Annotated in this window: 17 protein-coding genes; 9 read left to right on the top strand and 8 right to left on the bottom strand. The window is 66.6% G+C overall.

All coding sequences use genetic code 11. The features are described 5' to 3' along the window. Positions 1-122: 122 nt before the first annotated feature. A complete protein-coding gene (locus tag F5544_RS23200; protein WP_167475147.1) occupies positions 123-986 on the top strand; it encodes a methyltransferase domain-containing protein in 864 nt (287 codons plus the stop codon). Next, positions 941-1,621 (top strand): hypothetical protein, encoded by a 681-nt coding sequence (locus F5544_RS23195; RefSeq protein ID WP_238846595.1) that lies wholly within the window; start codon positions 941-943, stop codon positions 1,619-1,621. The genes F5544_RS23200 and F5544_RS23195 overlap by 46 nt, the downstream gene beginning before the upstream one ends. On the opposite strand, the gene F5544_RS23190 is transcribed toward F5544_RS23195, so the two are convergent. Continuing rightward, the gene (locus F5544_RS23190) at positions 1,611-2,828 is read right to left on the bottom strand and encodes a DUF885 domain-containing protein (protein ID WP_167475146.1); all 1,218 of its coding nucleotides are present in this window, start codon (positions 2,826-2,828) and stop codon (positions 1,611-1,613) included. The two genes, F5544_RS23195 and F5544_RS23190, sit on opposite strands and share 11 nt — an antisense overlap. Continuing rightward, positions 2,825-4,534: an ABC transporter substrate-binding protein gene (locus F5544_RS23185; protein WP_167475145.1), complete on the bottom strand. Its 1,710-nt coding sequence runs from the start codon at positions 4,532-4,534 to the stop codon at positions 2,825-2,827. The genes F5544_RS23190 and F5544_RS23185 overlap by 4 nt, the downstream gene beginning before the upstream one ends. 93 nt (positions 4,535-4,627) lie before the next feature. Here F5544_RS23185 and F5544_RS23180 point away from each other — a divergent pair, with 93 nt between their 5' ends. Together F5544_RS23180 and F5544_RS23175 are read left to right on the top strand one after the other, a co-directional pair. Then, positions 4,628-6,322 (top strand): ABC transporter substrate-binding protein, encoded by a 1,695-nt coding sequence (locus tag F5544_RS23180; RefSeq protein WP_238846594.1) that lies wholly within the window; start codon positions 4,628-4,630, stop codon positions 6,320-6,322. Between the two features lie 120 nt (positions 6,323-6,442). Continuing rightward, on the top strand, positions 6,443-7,396 hold the full coding sequence (locus F5544_RS23175) for an NAD(P)/FAD-dependent oxidoreductase (RefSeq protein ID WP_167475144.1): 954 nt from the start codon (positions 6,443-6,445) through the stop codon (positions 7,394-7,396). Here the strand turns inward: F5544_RS23175 and F5544_RS23170 are convergent. From F5544_RS23170 to F5544_RS23145, 6 genes are all read right to left on the bottom strand, one after another. After that, positions 7,393-8,196 carry a class I SAM-dependent methyltransferase gene (locus F5544_RS23170; protein WP_167475143.1) on the bottom strand — a complete coding sequence of 268 codons (804 nt, stop codon included), beginning with the start codon at positions 8,194-8,196 and terminating at the stop codon, positions 7,393-7,395. The two genes, F5544_RS23175 and F5544_RS23170, sit on opposite strands and share 4 nt — an antisense overlap. Positions 8,197-8,237: 41 nt before the next feature. Next, positions 8,238-8,600, bottom strand: a complete 363-nt coding sequence (locus tag F5544_RS23165; RefSeq protein ID WP_167475142.1) for an ArsR/SmtB family transcription factor — start codon at positions 8,598-8,600, stop codon at positions 8,238-8,240. 6 nt (positions 8,601-8,606) lie between these two features. Further along, the gene (locus F5544_RS23160; RefSeq protein ID WP_167475141.1) at positions 8,607-9,044 is read right to left on the bottom strand and encodes an SRPBCC domain-containing protein; all 438 of its coding nucleotides are present in this window, start codon (positions 9,042-9,044) and stop codon (positions 8,607-8,609) included. 86 nt (positions 9,045-9,130) lie between these two features. Beyond that, positions 9,131-9,781, bottom strand: coding sequence for a hypothetical protein (locus tag F5544_RS23155; protein WP_167475140.1), 651 nt, complete (start codon positions 9,779-9,781; stop codon positions 9,131-9,133). Positions 9,782-9,801: 20 nt separating this feature from the next. Continuing rightward, entirely contained in the window at positions 9,802-11,454 is a 1,653-nt protein-coding gene (locus F5544_RS23150; protein ID WP_167475139.1) for an ABC transporter substrate-binding protein, read from the bottom strand. Further along, positions 11,451-12,776, bottom strand: coding sequence for an aminotransferase class V-fold PLP-dependent enzyme (locus F5544_RS23145; protein WP_203217324.1), 1,326 nt, complete (start codon positions 12,774-12,776; stop codon positions 11,451-11,453). Before F5544_RS23145 ends, F5544_RS23150 begins: the two co-directional genes overlap by 4 nt. A 296-nt stretch (positions 12,777-13,072) precedes the next feature. Here F5544_RS23145 and F5544_RS23140 point away from each other — a divergent pair, with 296 nt between their 5' ends. From F5544_RS23140 to F5544_RS23120, 5 genes are read left to right on the top strand one after another with little or no spacing between them, the layout of a single operon-like run. Further along, positions 13,073-14,152 (top strand): adenosine deaminase family protein, encoded by a 1,080-nt coding sequence (locus F5544_RS23140; protein ID WP_167475137.1) that lies wholly within the window; start codon positions 13,073-13,075, stop codon positions 14,150-14,152. A 4-nt stretch (positions 14,153-14,156) separates the two neighbouring features. Then, on the top strand, positions 14,157-15,449 hold the full coding sequence (locus F5544_RS23135) for an ABC1 kinase family protein (protein ID WP_167475136.1): 1,293 nt from the start codon (positions 14,157-14,159) through the stop codon (positions 15,447-15,449). After that, positions 15,439-16,167 carry a crotonobetainyl-CoA--carnitine CoA-transferase gene (locus F5544_RS23130; RefSeq protein WP_238846593.1) on the top strand — a complete coding sequence of 243 codons (729 nt, stop codon included), beginning with the start codon at positions 15,439-15,441 and terminating at the stop codon, positions 16,165-16,167. The genes F5544_RS23135 and F5544_RS23130 overlap by 11 nt, the downstream gene beginning before the upstream one ends. 32 nt (positions 16,168-16,199) lie before the next feature. Continuing rightward, positions 16,200-17,519, top strand: coding sequence for an aminotransferase class V-fold PLP-dependent enzyme (locus F5544_RS23125; protein ID WP_203217323.1), 1,320 nt, complete (start codon positions 16,200-16,202; stop codon positions 17,517-17,519). A gap of 11 nt (positions 17,520-17,530) precedes the next feature. Continuing rightward, entirely contained in the window at positions 17,531-18,397 is an 867-nt protein-coding gene (locus F5544_RS23120) for a class I SAM-dependent methyltransferase (protein WP_167475135.1), read from the top strand. Positions 18,398-18,401: the final 4 nt, after the last annotated feature.

Here is an 18,401-nt window from a genome sequence, read left to right as displayed (position 1 = left end):
GGTCCGCGCTTGACGCGGGCCACCCGATTGAGTTTCCTTGAAATATCCATAGCGATACGGCGTGCGCGTCAGCCCGATCCGGAGCCGCGGACGTCGCGCATCCAACACCCGGGAGGGCGTCGATGGATCAGCTGGTACTTCTCATGCATCAGGTGATGCTCGCCGACCGACCGCGCATAGCCGCCTACGATCGGGCACTGGCCCAATCCGTCCGGCCGGGCTCGATCGTCGCCGACGTCGGCGCGGGCACCTTGGCGCTATCCCTGCTCGCGCTGAAACACGGTGCCGCACACGTGTATTCGATCGAGGCCGATCCGGAGATGGCGGCGCTGGCCGAGCGCGTCATCGCCGACAACGAGCTGAAGGAACAGATAACCCTGATCCAGGGCGACGCGCGGGCGGTTCGCCTGCCTCGGCAGGCCGATGTCATCGTCTCGGAGATGATGGGCAACCTCGGCCCGGAAGAAAATATGATGCGGGTGCTCGAGAGCGTGGCCCGCAAGAATCTGCGACCGGGCGGGCAGGTGATTCCGCACCGGTTGACCACAACGCTGGCCGCCATCGAATTCGACGACGAAGGGTGGGGCATCTGGGGCGGCGATTTTCACGGCTACCGGCTCGACGCCGTACAGGATTTCGCCGAACCGCGCGCGCAGCTGCACTTCTTCCAACGCCTGCCGCGGCTGCTGAGCGCACCGACGCCGATGGTGGACCGGCTGTCGCTGGCCATCACCCGACCCGGAAATCTGCACGCGATCATGGGCTATTTCACCGCCGACCTCACCGACGATATCTCGCTGTCGAATTACCCCTCTTATCCGGGATGCAATTGGGCGGTGTGGATTTGGCCGCTGCGGCACACCCCGGTGCGCGCCGGTGACGATGTGCGGATCGCCGTGCACCGGCCGTCCGGCGCCGCCAGATCCAGGGTGGTCACCGAATGGCGGCTCGACTGTGCGGTGGCGACAAGGGAATCGAGGGCGTGATGCCGTACTCCGTCGGGACCGTCCGCGATATTCCGGTGCACGCGCTGAAATTGTGCGGCCTCACCTGGTCGGGCGATCTCCTGTGGTTCTCCGAGGGCGTGCTGAACCAGATCATCGCGATCGATCCGGCCAGTGGCGCCGTACAACACCAGATCCCCTGCGAGCGGATCAGATCGGATCTGACCACCCTCGGCGGGCAGCTGGTGCAGGTCGCGGGCGAGGACCACGCGCTGCGGGTGATCGATCCGGCGACCGGTGACACGGTCACCGAATTGCCGAATCCCCGTCCGGGCGCGGTACTTTCGGGTCTGGAGGCGACCAAGCACGGGGTGTGGCTCGGCTATGCGGATCGCCGGTCGATCGATCTGCGCACCACCGACGGATTGCGCCTGGTCGACGCGATCCCGGTGCGGGTCGCGCCCGCGGGTGTCACCGTTTCCGATAATTATCTGGTCTATGCCGACTATCGCGGCGGCATGATCAACCTGGTCGACCTGGCGAGCAGGCGCGAGGTCGCCTCCTACGATGTCGCGGGCAATCCGACCGGGCTCACCTGGGACGGGAGCCGGATCTGGTACTGCGATCACACCACGCTGCAACTGCGGGCGATCGCGGTGCCCGGCGTCAGCAGTTGAGGGCGTTCAGCTCGTTTGCGAGATCGAGCGGCAACAGCGGTTCCCGCAACAGCGACAGATAGCGTTCGGCGACGGGCTGATCGTCCGGCCCGGCGGCCAGCCACGCGCCCACCAGCCGCGCACCCTCGATATAGGTGACCGCGTACGCGCGCCACAGCGGATCGGTCAGGAAACTCACCATGTGCTCGGCTCGGTCGCGGGGGAGCAGCAGCCAGTGCTCGAGATAATCGGTGACCTCGTCGACATCCGCCCCGCGGTCGTGCAGCATGATGAGCGCGTCCTGACGCGCGGGCAGCAGCCGCCTGATCAGGGCCATGATCCGCTCGGTCAGTTCACCCTCGTGGTAGATCCCTTCGGCCGCAAGAATTTTCGCCGTCCAGTCGCCCCAGCCCCGGCCCAGTACGGCGGTGAGCGCGAGTTCGGCGGCGCCCTCGGAGATCAGGCACTGCGGCGTATTCACCAGCGAGATGAGCTGTTCGGCGTGTCCGCGCTCGCGTACCAGACCGGCCTCCTTGACGCAGTGGTCGGTGTGATGGCCGGGATAGGCCTCGTGGGTCACGAGGGTCGGCAGGGCGCCGATGGCGCGGCCCGCATCGTCGTTCAGCGCGACCTTCGAGTGGAAATCGCCGAGGTACCGGTTGAACGCATTCCACGGTTTCCCGTGCACCACTTCGTAATCGACGCGTTCCTCGGCGGGTAGGCCGAACATCGGGCGGGCGAGCAGGCGCAACTCGTCGGAGACCGCCTGGACCGCGCGCCGCATGCGGGTCGGGGGAATCGTGTTGCGCGCGTAGTACGCGTCGAGCCGCGCCGCGAGCCCACCGCTGCCCGGTAGCAGATCGGCGATCGAATCATGAACGGCCGCATACTCTTCCGGATCGCCGAGGGTGATCTCGACCTGGAAGTAGCGACGAACCTCTTGCAGGAAGGGCGTTTTCCCGCCCGCCAGCCGTGCCGCGGTGCATTCCAGGGCCGTGAGCTGCGCGGACAGGAAGCGCTGTCGCGCGGCCGCCAGCCCCGAATCGGGTAGTTCGGCGCGCAATCCGGCCGCGTGCGTGGCCAGTTCGCGCGGATCGGCGGCGGGCTCCCCGTCCACCTGACGCGTCAGCCGGGTATCGCCGAACCAGCTGTCCACGAACCCGTCGACGAGTTTGCCGAGGCGCAGGCCGAGCAGGAGATAGTCGCGGACGATCGGCTCGTAACTCATTCGGCCGGGTCGAGCCAGAGATTGGACAGATCGAACCAGCGATCGATGGTCGGCATCGCGATGGCGTTGCGCACCCGGGCGCCGCGCAGGTGCGGGATGGTCGGCGCGTGCACCAGGATCGGCACGATGGCCGCGTCCCGCATCACCTGTTGATCCACCGCGTGCCATACCGCGTGCGCGCGTGCGGGATCGGTGGCGGAAAGGGCCTCGTCGATCATCCGGTCCACGGCCGGATTGCTGTAGCAACCGTAATTGCCGGTGCCGCGCACCTCATTGGTCTGGAACATCGGTTGCAGGAAGGCGCGGCCATTGTTGCCGAACCAATCCGGCGTCCAGGCGGGCGCCGAAATATCCCAGGCGCCCGCGCGGGCATTGGCCGGATCGCGCAGGAACGGATAGTAGTGGGCGTGGCCCATCGCGATGAGCCGCAGCGTGATGCCGATCTTTGCGAGGTCGATCGCAAGTGACTGGGCGACTTCGGGATTCGCGTCGACATCCCGGTGCGCCATCGTCAAGGTCAGACCGTCCGGGTAGCCCGCCTCGGCGAGGAGCGTTCGAGCCAATTCGGGATTGCCTCGATCGTCCGGTGTCGCGTACAGGTCGAAATCCTCGTATCCGTAATTTCCGGGCGGGATCGCCGAACGGGCGGGCCACATCACCGTGCCGACACTCAATTCGTCGAAGATGGCGACCATCGCCCTCTTGTCGACCGCGTACGAGATCGCCTGGCGCACTTCGCGTTTACCCATGGCGCCGGCGGCGTTGGGGCTGACCGTATTGAATACGAGGTACGGGTTCAGCGCGTAGCCGAGGTTGTTGCCCGGGTCCGCCGGGCTGACATCGTAGGGTTCGGTGACCGGTGACGCCCAGGAAAGATCTGCCGCCCCGGAGCTGATCATGGCACCGACCTGCTCGGGTGTCGCCATCTCCATGGTGATCTCGACACCGTCGATGTATTGGTGCCGGACCGGATCGGTCTCCTGTCGCCACGACGGATTGCGCGTCATGCGCAATTCCTTGCCGTGGACGTAGTGGCTGAGCCGGTACGGTCCGAGCGAACGGACGTTGCGCCGGAATTCGGGGCTGTCCGGGATGAATTCGTCGTATTCGGCCGGTGCGGGGGAGGCGAACATCATCGACAGGATATGAATGAAATCGAGGGCGGGCCTGGTCAATTCGAAGACCAGGGTGTGTTCGTCCACCGCGGTGATGCCGGGTATGTCGCGGGAATTCTGGAAGCGCGCGAGTTCGGCGGCGCTCGGATCGTGCGATACCGCGGCGGCGTAGTCGTCGCAGTATTCGGCCATGCCCTTGATGGTGCTGGTGTAGTAGTGGATCGCCCCGGCCCGCAACACCGGATTGCACATCCTCTTGAAGCCGCGCAGGAAATCCGCCGCCGTCACCGGCCGCTCCGGGGTGGTGTCCCAGTTGACATCCCGGCGTAGCCGGATGGTGTACGTCAGCTGGTCGCGGCTGAGCCCGCCGTTGGCGACGGTGGGAATCTCCAGCGCGATATCGGGTACCGGCGTCACCTGCGTCCAGTCGTGCAGGCGGGCCACCGGACGATAGGTGAACAGCTGCCGCGTGTACAGCCGGATGATCTGGCCGGAGAGCATGTAATAGGAACTCGCCGGATCGACGTGATCCATACTGCCCGGACCGAACAGTCGCAGGATGCCGCCGTACCGGGGTCGATCACCGCTCATTGCTCCGACCTCCATTTTCTCGTTGCTCTATGTCACTATATGTAATGTAAGTAGTATTTGTCCCGGAAAGCGGGGAGGGCGGCGGTGCGGAAGATGATGCGTGAGCCGGCGAGTTCGGCCGATCGCCGGAGGCCGCGCCGCGGCGGCACGTTCACCATGGTCGGGGGCGGCGACGTCGACCATCTCGATCCCGCGCTGGCGTATCACACGGCGACCCGCGGCATCGTTCGCGCCTACACCCGGCAACTCGTCGGATATGTCGCGAGCCGGAATCGGGAGGAGGCGGGCAAACTCGTCGCCGACCTCGCGACCGAAGTTCCGACGGCGGCCAACGGCCGGATCGGCGCGGGCGGCACCGAATATCGGTTCACCCTGCGCGAGGGTCTGCGCTGGTGGACGTCGTCGGGCGTGCGCGCGCTGACGGCGGACGATGTGGTCCGGGGTATCAAGCGCCTCGCCCATCCGCTCGCGAGCAGTCCAGGGCTGGCCTACTACCTCGACACGATCGAGGGTATGAGCGAATTCCGCGACCGGCTCGCGGCCGCGCCACCGGCGGACATCGCCGAGCTGCTCGACCGGTCCGAGGTGAGTGGTGTTCGCGCACAAGGGGATTCGGAAATTCTCTTTACCACCCGATATCCGGCCGCCGATTTCCTCAATATGCTGGCACTGCCGTTCGCCACTCCGGCGCCGCCGGAGTACCTGCCCTTCGTGCCGGGCAGCAGGGAGTTCGACGGCGTGCTCGCCTCGAACGGACCCTATCGGGTGGTGCGTCACGTTCCCGGTGATTCGATTGTGCTGGAACGGAATTCGGCATGGAATCCGGCATCGGACGAGCTGCGCTCGGCCCATGTCGACCGGATCGTGGTCCGGCAAGGCCTTTCCGAGCGACGAGCGCACGATCTTGTCGCCGCCGGCGAGGCTGACATGCTGTGGGATATCCAGCCGCTCACCGAAGAGCTGCCGACGCTGCTCGAAACCGGCGATTCGCGGCTGGAGGTGTATCCCGCCGGACTGTTGAGCCCCTATATCGTCGTCAATTTCGCGAGTCCGGCCGTGGCGGACCGGGACGTCCGGATCGCCCTGCACTACGCGGTGGACAAGGCCGCGGTGTCGCGGGTGTGGGGTGGTCCGCGCCTGAACGATATCGCCGACCAGATTCTGCCCCCGCTGTGCACGGCGCACCGGGAGTTCCGTCCCTACGGCACCGCGGGCGGTCGTGGCGATCCGGACAAGGCCCGGAAGCTATTGGCACGGGCGGGTTATCCGGACGGACTCACGCTGCGGCTGCTCTTCCGCGACCGCGATATCCACCCGGAGACCGCGGCGGTGGTCAAGACCGCGCTGGCCCGATCGGGCATCCGGGTCGAGCTGGTGGGCGTGTCGATCAACGAGCTGTTCTCGGAGTATTTCTCCCCGGCCGGGCAGCACCGCTGGGATATCGCGCTGACCGGCTGGGAGCCGGACTGGTACGGCAACAACGCCAGAACGTATCTGCAAGCGCTGTTCGACAGCAGGGGTGTGCGCGAAAACGGCGACTGGGGTTCGAATTTCGGTCATTATCACAGCGCGAAGGTGAACGATCTGCTGGAGGCGGCGCTGACCTCGGAAGAGACGCGGGCGGCGACGCTGTTCCGAGCGGTGGAGGCCGAGGTGCTGGCGGATGGCGCGGTAGTTCCGATCCTCTTCGCGCACCAATACTGGTTCCATGCTGAAAGGGTGCGGAATTGGCTTCCGTATCCGGTGCTCAACGGGGATCTGACCAATCTGTGGTTGACCGACGAATGACGGCCACCGGTCGGCCGTCGTCCCACATATCGCGAAACCTTCTGCCGCACAACGCGATGCATTCCCCGAGCAGAATGCTACTGTCTCATATAACCAGGTGATCATTGTGGGGAGGCCGCTGTGACGATTCAGGACACCGAATACGACTACGACGTGGTTGTCGTCGGTGGCGGCGCGGCGGGATTGGGCGGTGCCCTGATGCTGGCCAGGGCGCGGTATTCGGTAGCGGTCGTGGACAGCGGAGAGCCGCGAAACGCGCCCGCCGCGCATATGCACGGCTTCCTCACCCGGGATGGCATGGCGCCGGGGGAGTTCCTGGCGGCCGGTCGTGCCGAAGTGCGGGAGTACGGCGTCGAATTCATCAGCGGTGTGGCGACGGCCGTGACGGTGCCGGACGGGATCGTGCGCGTCGAGCTGGCCGGTGGTCGCACGATTCGCGGTCGCCGCGCACTCGTCGCGACCGGACTCACCGACGAACTGCCCGACCTGCCCGGACTCGCCGAACGGTGGGGCCGTGACGTGCTGCACTGTCCGTTCTGCCACGGCTGGGAGATCCGCGATCAGGTCATCGGCGTGCTGTCCACCACCCCGATGGCGCTGCATCAGGCCATGTTGTTCCGGCAGTGGTCGGCGAAACTGCGGTTCCTCCAGCACACCGGGCCCGCGTTGACCGAGGCCGAGACGGCGGAGCTGGCCGCCCGCGATATCGAGATCATCGCGGGTGAGGTGATGTCCGTGCAGGTCACCGACGATCGCCTGACCGGTGTGCGGTTGCGCGATGGTGCGGTGATCGAACTGGAAGCGCTGGTCATCGGTCCGCGCTTCACCGCGCACGGCGACCTGCTCGCTTCGGCCGGGCTCACGCCCTCCGCGCACCCGAGCGGAATCGGTGACTACATCGCCGCCGACCCCACGGGGCGCACCGAGGCGCCGGGTGTCTGGGTGGCGGGCAATGTCGCCGATCCGGCCAAGCAGCTGCTCGGCGCGGCGGCGATGGGCGCGGAGACCGCGGTCGCCATGATCGCCGACCTCATCGAGGAAGACGTGCGCACCGCGGTCGCAGCCCGATCCTAGGACTTTCGGCACACGATGAGGTAGTAGCCGATCTTTTCGCGGCAGAGTTCGAACATGGTCGTCATACCGGATGTGAAGGCGTCGATGCGCTCCAGCCCATAGGCGGCGATCAGATCGTCGCGCTGGTCCGCGAGTCTTTTCAGGAATTCGTCATAGAACCTGCGCACCTGATCGGTGCAGTCGAGCTCCTCCAACACCGTGAATCCGGCCGAGATCGCCGGTGCCGCAGCCGCTTCCATGCTGGTCGGCGGGTCGGTGACGGTATTCGCGCGCAGAATCTCCGCCTGCTCCGGGCTTACCGGCGCGATCAGCGGATATTCCGAATAGGCGAATCGGCTACCCGGTCGGAGCACCCGGAATATCTCGCCACACCATTTCCGCTTATCGGCCGCATTGGGCAGCGAATCGAAGGCGATCGCGGCATCGAATTCACCGTCCGGGAACGGTAGTGCGGCGGCGTCGGCTTTGACGATCGAAATCCGGTCGGACAAACCCGCGGCGGCGACATTCGCCGCCGCCGCCGCGACCTCCCAGTCGCTGACCGTGACGCCGGTGACCGAGATATCGAGGCGGCGGGTGAGGCCGATCGCCGGTTCGGCGACGCCGCAGCCGACATCGAGGAGACGCTGTCCCGGATCCAGCCCGATCCGCTCGGCGATCATCCAGGTCAGCCTGGTCATGGCGACGAGAAAGGGCGTCTGGTCGCGGTCGTCGTCCCAGTACCCGAGGTGCAGATTGCCGCCGACGAGCCGCTCGAGCTCACCGACGTTGTCATAGTATTCGGCGACTTCGTCGGTCATCTCGAGCCTCCCAGAAATCAGGATATAAATTTGTAGTGAGTTTAACCGACGGGGCGACTCCTTCGGGGCTCTTCCGCGGATCCCTCCTCGGCCGCACGTTTGATCGCGGCCAGGCGGCGTTCCCAGCGGCCGGCCAGTTCGGCCAGCCAGCGAGCGGATTCGTTCAGTGGGTCCGGGCTGACCCGGTAAAGCACCTCACGCCCCGCTCGCTTACCGGTGACCAGGCCCGCACCCTCCAATACGGTCAGATGTTTGACCACCGCCTGCCGCGAAACCGGCAGGCGGCCGGCGAGTGTGGTCGCGCTGGCCATTCCCGCCTCGGCCAGGTTGTCGAGCAGCAGGCGCCGGGTCGGATCGGCGAGCGCGACGAGTACTGCGCCGATGGCGGACTGGTCGGTGGTCACGCCGAACTACTCGGCGCTGGCTTTGAGCACGCCGAGCTGCATATTCCAGCCGTCGACATTGCCGTCGAACGCCTTGGTGCGGTCCTCGTCGGACATGTTGAGGGCGGCGAAACCGCTCTCGGTCACCCGCAGCCGGGTGCCGCCGTCGCGCTCGGCCAGCCGGAACTCCACCAGCGTCGAATTGCCTTCGCCCGGCAGCGCGCCGGGGAAGGAGGACGCCCAGCGGTAGGAGATGTAGTGCGGCGGCTCCATCGCCTCGACCCGGACCGGGAAACGTCCGTACTTGGGGTCCTCGATAATCTCGAAATCGCCTTCACGCCAACGGTTCTGACCGGATCGGTCGCCGTCGCCGACCCACCAGCCGGGGTCGGTCACCAGCTCCCACACCCGCGCGACGGATGCGTCGATATCCACCTCGTGCTCGATCTTGTCGGCTGCGCTCACCGGATTTCTCCTTTCTGAACTACCTGACACTGTGCGATCAGGATGCGCGCTTCGCGCATAAAGTGCAACCCTAGGGTTGCACGTGTTCAGTGCCTGCCGAGTGCGGCGTCCAGCTCGACGGCGCGCAGGCGGCGCGCGGGGAAGTCGCAATACCAGAGGTGGCTGCCGTCCCAGGTGAGTCCGGTCGGGCGGCCGGGGACGCGGAAAGCCCCAACGGGCGCACCGGTTTTCGCGTCTATCACGCGCAACGTCGCATCGTCGAAATCGCCGTGGACGACCATGCCGTCGGCACAGGTGAGGCCGGACGGGGAGGCGCCGCCGGTCGGATATTCGCGTTCGATCTCCATCGTTTCGTAGTCGCGCAGCTGCACCACGGTCGGTCCGCGCAGGCACATCCACAGCCCGTCCGGCCCGAATTCGACGCCGGTGAGCCGCCCGCTCGGCGGACGCACCGGCAGCTCGCCATCGACCTCGCCGGTTTCGGGGTCGATGACCAACAGTCGTTTCGGATGCCCGCCGACCTGGAGCAGTCGACTGCCGTCCCAGGTGAGATCCGCACGCACGCGCGCGCAGCTCAGCGTTCGGGTCACCGCGCCGTTGGCCGGATCGATGGCGAAGATCCGCCGCGCGTTCTGATCGGAGTGCCACAACCGCGAACCGTCCCAGGTGAGTCCGCACAGGTAATCGGCCGGTGCGGGAAGGGTTTTGACGCTCGGTACGACATCGCTGAGGGTCATCTCGGCCTCCCTTTCTCTGGTCAGTACGGGGCGAGCCACAGGGTGGCCAGGTCGATCGTGTGGCCGAGGGTGGGGAGTACGGCGGCGTAGCTGATTCGGTGGGCGGCCAATTCCCGCGTGGAGGGGACCCCGAACAGGATCGGCACGATGGGCGCGTCGGCGAGCGCGACCCGCTCCGCCTTGCGCCAGGCCGCGGCGGCCGATTCGTATTGCTCGGCGGCCAGTGCCTGTTCGATCAACGCGTCCACTTCGGGGTTGTGGTAGCCGCCGTAGTTGGCGCTCGCGCCGGAACCGAACAGCGGCTGCACGAAGACCCGGCCGTTGTGCTGCGGCCAGGTCGGGGTCCACGAGGCGAGCGCGATATCCCAATCCGTGCTCCGCGCTGGATCTTTCAGCAGTTCGAGGTGGGCCGATTCGGGCAGTTCGACGGACCGGACCGTGATCGCGGCCGCGGCCAGGCTCGCGGTGTAGCACCGCGCGATCGCTCGGGCGCGCTCGGTTGCCGGGTGGATCTCGGTGAGGGTCAAGCCGTCCGGATAGCCCGCGGTGGTGAGCATTGCCGCGCACCTGGCCGGATCGCCGCGATTGCCCTGTGTCGCATAGGGATCGAGATCCTGATGGCCGTCGTTGCGCGGCGGGATGGCCGAGCCCGCGATGCGGATCGCGGAGCCGTCGCCGGTGACCGCCCTGGCGATGGCCGACTTGTCTATCGCATACGAGATCGCCTGGCGCACGGCCACTTCGCGCAGCGCATCGGCTCCTCGCATGTTGAAGACCAGGTAGGGATCGAGCGCGAATCCGAGATCGTGGTCCAAAGGTGTTGCGGGATCGTCGATCCGGACACCCCATGCCAGATCCGCACTGCCCGTTCGGATTCGGTCCGCCACGACACCGGCCGTGACCGGTTCCGCGACGACCTCCACGGCATCGAGATACTGCACCCGGACCGGGTCGGTCTCCCGGCGCCACACCGGATTCCGGCCCAGGCGCAGTTCCCGCCCTGGCTCGAAGGCAACCGGACGATACGGCCCGGTGGACCGGATGTTGCGGCACAGTTCGAGGCTTCCCGGCAGGAAGTCGTCGTATTCGACCGGCGCGGGCGAGGCGCAGGACAGCGCCAGCATATCGATGAAATCCAGTGCGGGCCTGCGCAGTTCGAATACCAGAGTTCGGTCGTCGAGTACCAGCAGACCCGGAATGTCATGGGAGTTCTGGTATTCGGACAGGGCGCGCGCGGTCGGTTCGGCGGTGGTGAACGCGGCGGCGTAGCCGCGGCAGAACTCGGCCATCCCCCTGATGGTGTCGGTGAAATAGGTCAGCAGGGTGGACCGGTGCAGCGGGTTGCCGAGCCGCTTGAAGCCGCGCACCACGTCGTGGGTGGTGACGGGACGCGCGGGGGTGCTGTCCCAGTGGACATCTGGCCGCAGGTGCACCACGTAACTCGTATAGCTCGCGCCCATTCCGGCGTTGTAGATCGACGGGATCTCGGTCGCCAGATCGGGCGTCGGCACGACGGCCTGCCAGTTCCGTAGGTCGTGCTGCGCGTGGTAGGTGAACAGCTGCCGGGCGAACAGCCGGGTGATCCGATCGATCGGGCCCACGTGCGAACACACCGGATCCAGTTGGTCGAGTGCGCCGGGGCCGTACAGACGCAGCGTGTTCTGCTCCGTCACGACATCTCCTCGGCGAGCCGGGCCATGATGCCGACGGCCTTATCGATATCGTCCTGGTCGTTGAAGATATGGGTGGTGATACGCGAGGCGTAGTACTGATGCGGCGACCCGGCGACGTCGAATTCGGTCCACCTGGTGAAGAGCCGATGCTCGCGCTGTAGTCGCATGGTGAATTCGTGAATCTTCTTGACGTTCCACGCATCTTCGCGGCGGCGGAACGGATGGAAAGCGATGAGCGGTGACCGCAGCCGGGGGTCGGCGCCGGGGGAGTACATCGCCTCCCGCCCGAACCGTTCGGCGATGCGGTCGCGGGCGTATTCGGCGAGGGCCATGATCCGGCGTTCGATCCGGTCGCGGCCGATCTCGTCCCACATATCGCAGGCGGCGGCGAGTGCGGCGCCGCGCGCGATGCTCGCGCTGCCCGCGCTCTGCAGGTAATCGCCGATATTGTCGCTCTCGACGCCGGTTCTGGTGCGCGGCGGCGGGCTGCCCTTCATCGGGTACCAGGTGGAGATGATCGGCCAGAACGTCGGCAGCGGCAGTGGATTGTGTTCCGGATGAATCTTGTTGCGCACGTAGAGAAGTCCGGTGCCGAGCGGACCGCACTGGAATTTGGAGCCGGAGCAGGAGATGAAGTCGGCGCCGATCGCGCGCATATCCAGATCGAGCATGCCGGGCAGCAGTGCGCCGTCGATCACCGTGATCAGCCCGTGCCGGTGGGCGAGTTCGCACAGCGCGCGCATCGGGAGTCTGGTGCCGGTGAACAGCGTGATCCCGGCGAAGGCAAGGACTTTCGTGCGCGGGGTGATCGCCGCCGCGAACAGATCGATGATCTCCTCGGCGCGCGCGTCGTAACCGGTCGGCAGGGTGATCGTGCGCAGCGTGATGCCGAAACGGTTGCGCAGCAGGTTGAAGTTGGACAGCACCGAGTAGCACTCGTGCGTGGTGGTGACGACCTCGTCGCCCGCGTGTAGATCCAGACCGTGGATGACCCGCGCGACGCCTTCGGTCGCATTGTGGGTGATCACCATTTCGTCCTGGTCGACACCGTAGGCGTGGGCAATGGTGGCTCGGTGGTTCGGATACATCCCCGGCGGATACACGTCACCGATGCCGCCGGCCCACTGCCTGGTCACCCGGTCGACGGTGTCGAGTACGGCATAGGGCATGACGCCGACGGTGCCGGTGTTGAGATGGATGGCCGCCGGATCCAGTGCGAACAACCGGCGGATTTCGGCCCACGACGCGGTGCGCAGGCTCGACGGCGGTTCGGCGGTCATCGTGGCCGCCGGATACGAGAGGGAATCGACAGCGCCGTTCACGGGAACCTCTTCCACGATGCGGCTCGGCCGTTCGAGCCGGTGACCTCCGTCCATGGCCAGCCGATCAGCGGGCTTCCATGGACGTGCAACTAGCTACAGATTACATACGTATTCTACGTTGCGGGAGGCCGTCAACGGCGATGAACCGCCCAAGTGGCGAGTTCGGAGGGGTAGATGCGCGCTCTCTCGCGAATCTAGCTTTAAAAAGCTATTGTTGATGTTGCGGAGGATTGCGGAGCTGGACCGGCTCGTCGCACCCCAGATCTCGTACGCCGTTGCCACTCAGGGGGATCCGGATGGTTTTTACCGATTCCCCTGACGGACGAGGGCCGCTCGGTGACGATGCGTCGTCGGCGCTGCTCGCATCCCTGCCGAAGGTGGAACTGCATGTGCACCTGCTCGGCTCGGCCGCGGTGGATGCCGTCGCCGGGCTGGCCGCATGCCGGCCGGAGGCGGGGGTGCCCGCCGATCCGGACAAACTGCGCCGATACTTCCGGTTCACCGATTTCGCGCATTTCCTCGAGGTGTATACCGCGCTAAACAGATTGGTGACCAGCGGATCGGCGATCGTGGCGCTGGTGTGCGGACTCGGCGATCAGCTGGCGGCCGATAGCGTCCGGTACGCGGAGGTGACGGTCACCCCGCTGTCGCACCTGCGCGTGGGTATTCCGGATGACGAACTCGCGCAGGCGCTTTCGGCGGGCCGCCGCCTCGTCGCCGAACGTCACGGCATTCACCTGAACTGGATATTCGACGTGGCCGCCGACGACGGCGCCGCCGGAGCGTTCGCCACCCTGGACTGGATACTGCGGCAGCAGCCGGATGGCACGGTGGGTTTCGGGCTCGGCGGCCCGGAGGCGGGCGCGCCCCGGCGGCTGTTCCGCGCCGCGTTCGACAAGGCGAGGGCGAACGGGCTGCATGCCGTTCCGCATGCCGGGGAAACCTCCGATGCCGGCGAAATCTGGTCGGCCGCTTGCGATCTCGGGGCGGAGCGGATCGGGCACGGGATTCGCGCGGTCGGCGACCGCGCCCTGCTCGACCATCTGGCGGATCGAGGGATCACCCTCGAGGTCTGCCCGTCGTCGAATGTGTGCACCGGCGCGGTGCCGGGCATCGGCGAGCATCCGCTGCCCGCACTGCTCGCCGCCGGTGTCCCGATCACGCTCGGCAGCGACGATCCCGCGCTGTTCGCCACCTCGCTGAACCGCGAATATCGGCTCTGCCACGAGGAATTCGATATTCCGCCGACCGGCCTGTTCGACATCGTCGCATCCGGGATCGATGCCGCGTTCTGCCCGCCGTGGCTGGCGCGGGACTTGCACCGCGACCTCGCACAGGCGCGTCGGCGTTTCGATCGGCAACAGAGAGTGGGGTGATGAGATGCGAACCCGATTCGCGCTCACGGTGCGCGCCGCGCGCATCATCGGCACCGTGGTCGCGGTGCTGGTTACCGCGCTGCCGGGTGGGCTGATTCAGCGGATGCGCCATGGTCGCGCGGCGGGCGGTCGGCATATCCGGCGCCGGCTGGTCGCGCTGTTGATGCTGCTCGGACCGACCTTCGTCAAGGCGGGGCAGGTGCTCGGCACCCGGCGCGACCTGCTGCCGTCCACACTCTGTGACGAACTGTCGCTGCTGCAGGATTCGGTGGCGCCGCTGGATGCGGAGCAGACGGCGATCGCGCTGGCCGAGGCGTACGGGTCCGAGGTCGACGACGTTTTCGCCGAGCTCGATCCGCAACCGGTCGCCTCGGGCAGCGTGGCGTCGGTGTATCGGGGGCGGCTGCGTTCGGGGCAGGATGTCGCGGTCAAACTGCGCAGGCCGGGTATCGAGCGGACCATGTCGGCGGATCTGGCGCTGATCCGGGGTGGCGCGGCCTTGGTCGCGCGGCTGCCGGTATTTCGCGGCGTTCCGGTGGAGGAGGTCGTCGCGAATATGGCCGGCGCCGTGCTCGGCCAACTCGATTTCGAACGGGAGGCCGACAATCTGCGCCGCCTCCGCAAGAATTTGTCCGAGGTGCCTCGCGTCTGGGTGCCCAAGGTCTATCCCGAGGCGTGCCGTCCGCGCTGCATCGTCATGGAATTCATTCCGGATCTCGCGGTGGATACCGCCGAGCGTTGTTCGCCCGCCACGCGAAAGCGTCTGGCCGCCTCCGGTATGGCCGCGATGTATCAGATGCTGTTCGTCGACGGGTTCGTGCACTGCGATATGCATCCGGGCAATCTGTATTTCACGCGCAGCGCCCAGGCCGTGGTGTTGGACGCCGGATTCAGCGTGCAGCTCACCGACCGGCTGCGCCGATTGTTCGCCGAATTCTTCATGAATATGGCGATCGGGCGCGGTACGCACGCGGCCGAAATCGTGATACAGAGCGCCACCCGGCTGGCCGAGGACGCCGACCTCGACGGATTCACTGTAAGGATGGCCGATCTGGTGATGCGCAGCCACGGTCAGTCCGCCCAGGAGTTCAGCCTGATCGCGTTTGCCATGGAGATGTTCGATCTGATGCGCCGCTTCGGCATTCACGCGGCGCCCGAGCTGGTATTTCCGCTGCTTTCGCTGCTGGTGATCGAGGGCGCGATCCGGCGGCTCGATCCGGATATGGATTTCCAGGAGGCGGCCAAACCGCAGCTCATGCGTGGCCTGTTCGGCGAGGGAGATATTCGTGGGCGTTGATCTGGGCAATCGCGCACAGGCCTATATCGACAGATATCTGCCTGGCAGCGGGCCCGGTATCGCGGCGCTCGCCACCTACCGGCTGTCTTGGGACGAACAGTTCTGCCGCCGGGTCGCCATGTATTTCGAGCATGCGCCGCCCTTGTCTTGGGACGCACGCCTGGCCGAGCGTTATGCGCGGTTCAAACGGGAGAATTTGCGGCAGTACCGAATGATCGTCGACTCGGGTATCGCCGTGCGGCCGTGGCTCGGCACGGGACAGCCGTACGGTGGCTCGGCGCAGTTGCGGCAGTCGGTGCGCGCCGATTCCGTGCTGTACGTCTATTTGACGACTACGGCGCACGGGCCCGGCCCCGCAGCGGGTGACCATCCGATGCTCGAACCGTCCGGTGTCGTGGTCGACGGTGTCGAGTTCCGGCACAACGACCTGTTCAGGGCCGTGCACGACATCTTCGGACATGTGTTGTCCCGCAGCGGATTCGGGCCGCGCGGTGAGTTCATGGCGGCGTTCTGCCATCTGGGAATGTATTCCGCGGCGGTCCATCCGGTGGTGTTCACCGAGCACGTCGCACAGATCTGCTGGTACTTCTACGGCCCGCGCGCGCACGAGGGCCGGTACCCGCTCCAGAAGGTGTTCGAGTTCCCGCCGGATTATCTGGATCGGTTCCGTAACTTGTTCACTCCACCGAGCCGAGAACCGGGCCGGGATACCTCCTAGGCAAACTAGGTTCAATTAGATATAGTGATCTAGTGGCCGATCTGATGAATATGGGAAAGATCAGTTCCTCGGCACTGGGCGAGGTGATTCGCGACGACTTTCCAATTCTGCGGCGGCGCTTCGGCGTACATCCGCTCACCTATCTGGACAATGCCGCGACGACGCAGAAGCCGCAGGCCGTACTGGATGCGCTGGTGGACTACTACAGCGGCGTCAACAGCAATATCGGCCGGGGCTATTACCAGCTGAGCATGGCCGCCACCGACGCGTACGAGCACGCGCGCGAGACGGTGCGCCGCACGATCAACGCGCGGTACCCGCACGAAATCGTCTTCACCCCCGGCACGACGGCGTCGGTGAACCTGCTCGCCGACACCTTCGGCCGGGCGGTGGTCACGGCCGGTGACGAGGTGGTCGTCACCGGTATGGAACACAATTCGAACATGCTGCCGTGGCGGCGGCTCTGCGAGCGCACCGGGGCTCGACTGGTCGTGGTGGCGGTCGAAGCCGACGGTCGAGTGGATCCGGTGCGCTTCGCCGCCGCGCTCGGCCCCAGGGTGCGGCTCGCCGCGGTCGCGCACGTGTCGAATGTCCTCGGGACGGTGAATCCGGTCCGGACGCTGATCGAATACGCGCACCGGCACGGCATACCGGTGGTGGTCGACGGCGCGCAGGCGGTGCCGCACCGGCCGGTGGACGTCCGCGAACTGGATGCGGATTTCTACTGCTTCTCCGGACACAAGGTCTACGGCCCGATGGGTATCGGCGTGCTGTACGGCCGGGCCGAGCTGCTGTCCGCACTCCAGCCGTACCAGGTGGGCGGCGGAACCGTGAAGGGCGTGACCCTCGACGAACCCGTGGCGTATGTGCCGGCGCCCGCGCGGCTGGAGGCGGGTACACCGCATGTCGCGGGTGCCGTCGGCCTGGCCGCGGCGCTCGACTACCTCGCCGGGCTCGGCTGGGACGAAATCCGTTATCACGACGAGTATTTGGTGCGCACCGCGGTCGAGGTACTGGCGGGCGTGCCCCGGGTGCAGGTGCTCGGCGATCCGGCCGCCGACCCGAACGGCATCGTCTCGCTGGTCGTCGACGGCATCCACCCCTACGACGTCGGCGGCCACCTGGACCGGCACGGTGTCGCGGTGCGCAGCGGGGTGCACTGCGCCAACGTCTTCGTCGACACCTTCGAGGTGGTCGGCACCGTGCGTCTGTCCTTCGGGATCTACAACACCGAAGCGGAGATCGATCTGGTGCGCCGCGCGCTGACCACCGTTGAACCCGGTGTATGGACGAAAGAGCATCCCGCCGAACGGTTTCTGGCCGTCGACCCGGCCGCCGAAAGCCATCGATGAAGGGGACGAGCATGGAAACGGTCTTCGATCCGGTGAGCTTCAAGCGAACCCAGCGCGCCACCTGGAACGCGATCAGCGCGGGATGGCTGTCGTGCCAGGACGATTTCGAGACCGGTGGCGCGGCGGTGACCGCGCGACTGCTCGAACTCGCCGGGGTGGGTGCGGGTCAGCGGGTGCTCGATGTCGGCACCGGCACCGGTCAACCCGCGCTGACCGCGGCGTCCGTGGTCGGTCCCACCGGACGGGTCATCGGTATCGACCTCGCGCCCGAGATGATCGCCCGCGCCCGGGATCGGGGCGACGGACTCGGCCAGGTGGAATTCGTGGTCGGCGATGTCGAGACGCTGGAATTCCCTTCCGCCGCTTTCGATGTCGTGCTCAGCAGGTGGGGGCTGATGTTCGCGGTCGATCGGGTGGCCATGTTCCGGACGCTGGCGCGGGTACTCGTGCCCGGGGGGGTGCTGGCCGCCGCGGTGTGGGCCGAACCGGCGCTGGCGCCGATGATGTCGCTCGGTTTCCGGGTGATCGCCGAACGACTCGGCCTGCCGCCGGGCCCGCCGGGTGCGCCGGGCCCGTTCAGCATGGCCGACCCGGAGGCGGTGACCGCGGAACTGACCGAGGCCGGCTTCGGCGCGGTCGTCGTCACCCGCTTCCAGGTGCCGTTCGTACTCGAATCACCGGACCGCTACGTCGAATTCAGCAAGGTGGTCAGCCCGCCCAGTCTGAAGGACATGCTGCGGGAGCGGTTCGGCAGCGCGGATGATCCGCGGACCTGGGCCGCGGTCGGTGCGGCCGTCGAACCCTATCGCGGGCCGGACGGCGCGGTGTCTCTGCCGAGTACCGCCCTGTTGCTGCGGGCAGTCGCACCGATCGGCTGACCGC

Source organism: Nocardia arthritidis (assembly GCF_011801145.1).
Taxonomy (GTDB): domain Bacteria; phylum Actinomycetota; class Actinomycetes; order Mycobacteriales; family Mycobacteriaceae; genus Nocardia; species Nocardia arthritidis_A.
The sequence above is the reverse complement of the archived record's forward strand: the minus strand, read 5'-3'. Positions and strand labels throughout refer to the sequence as shown.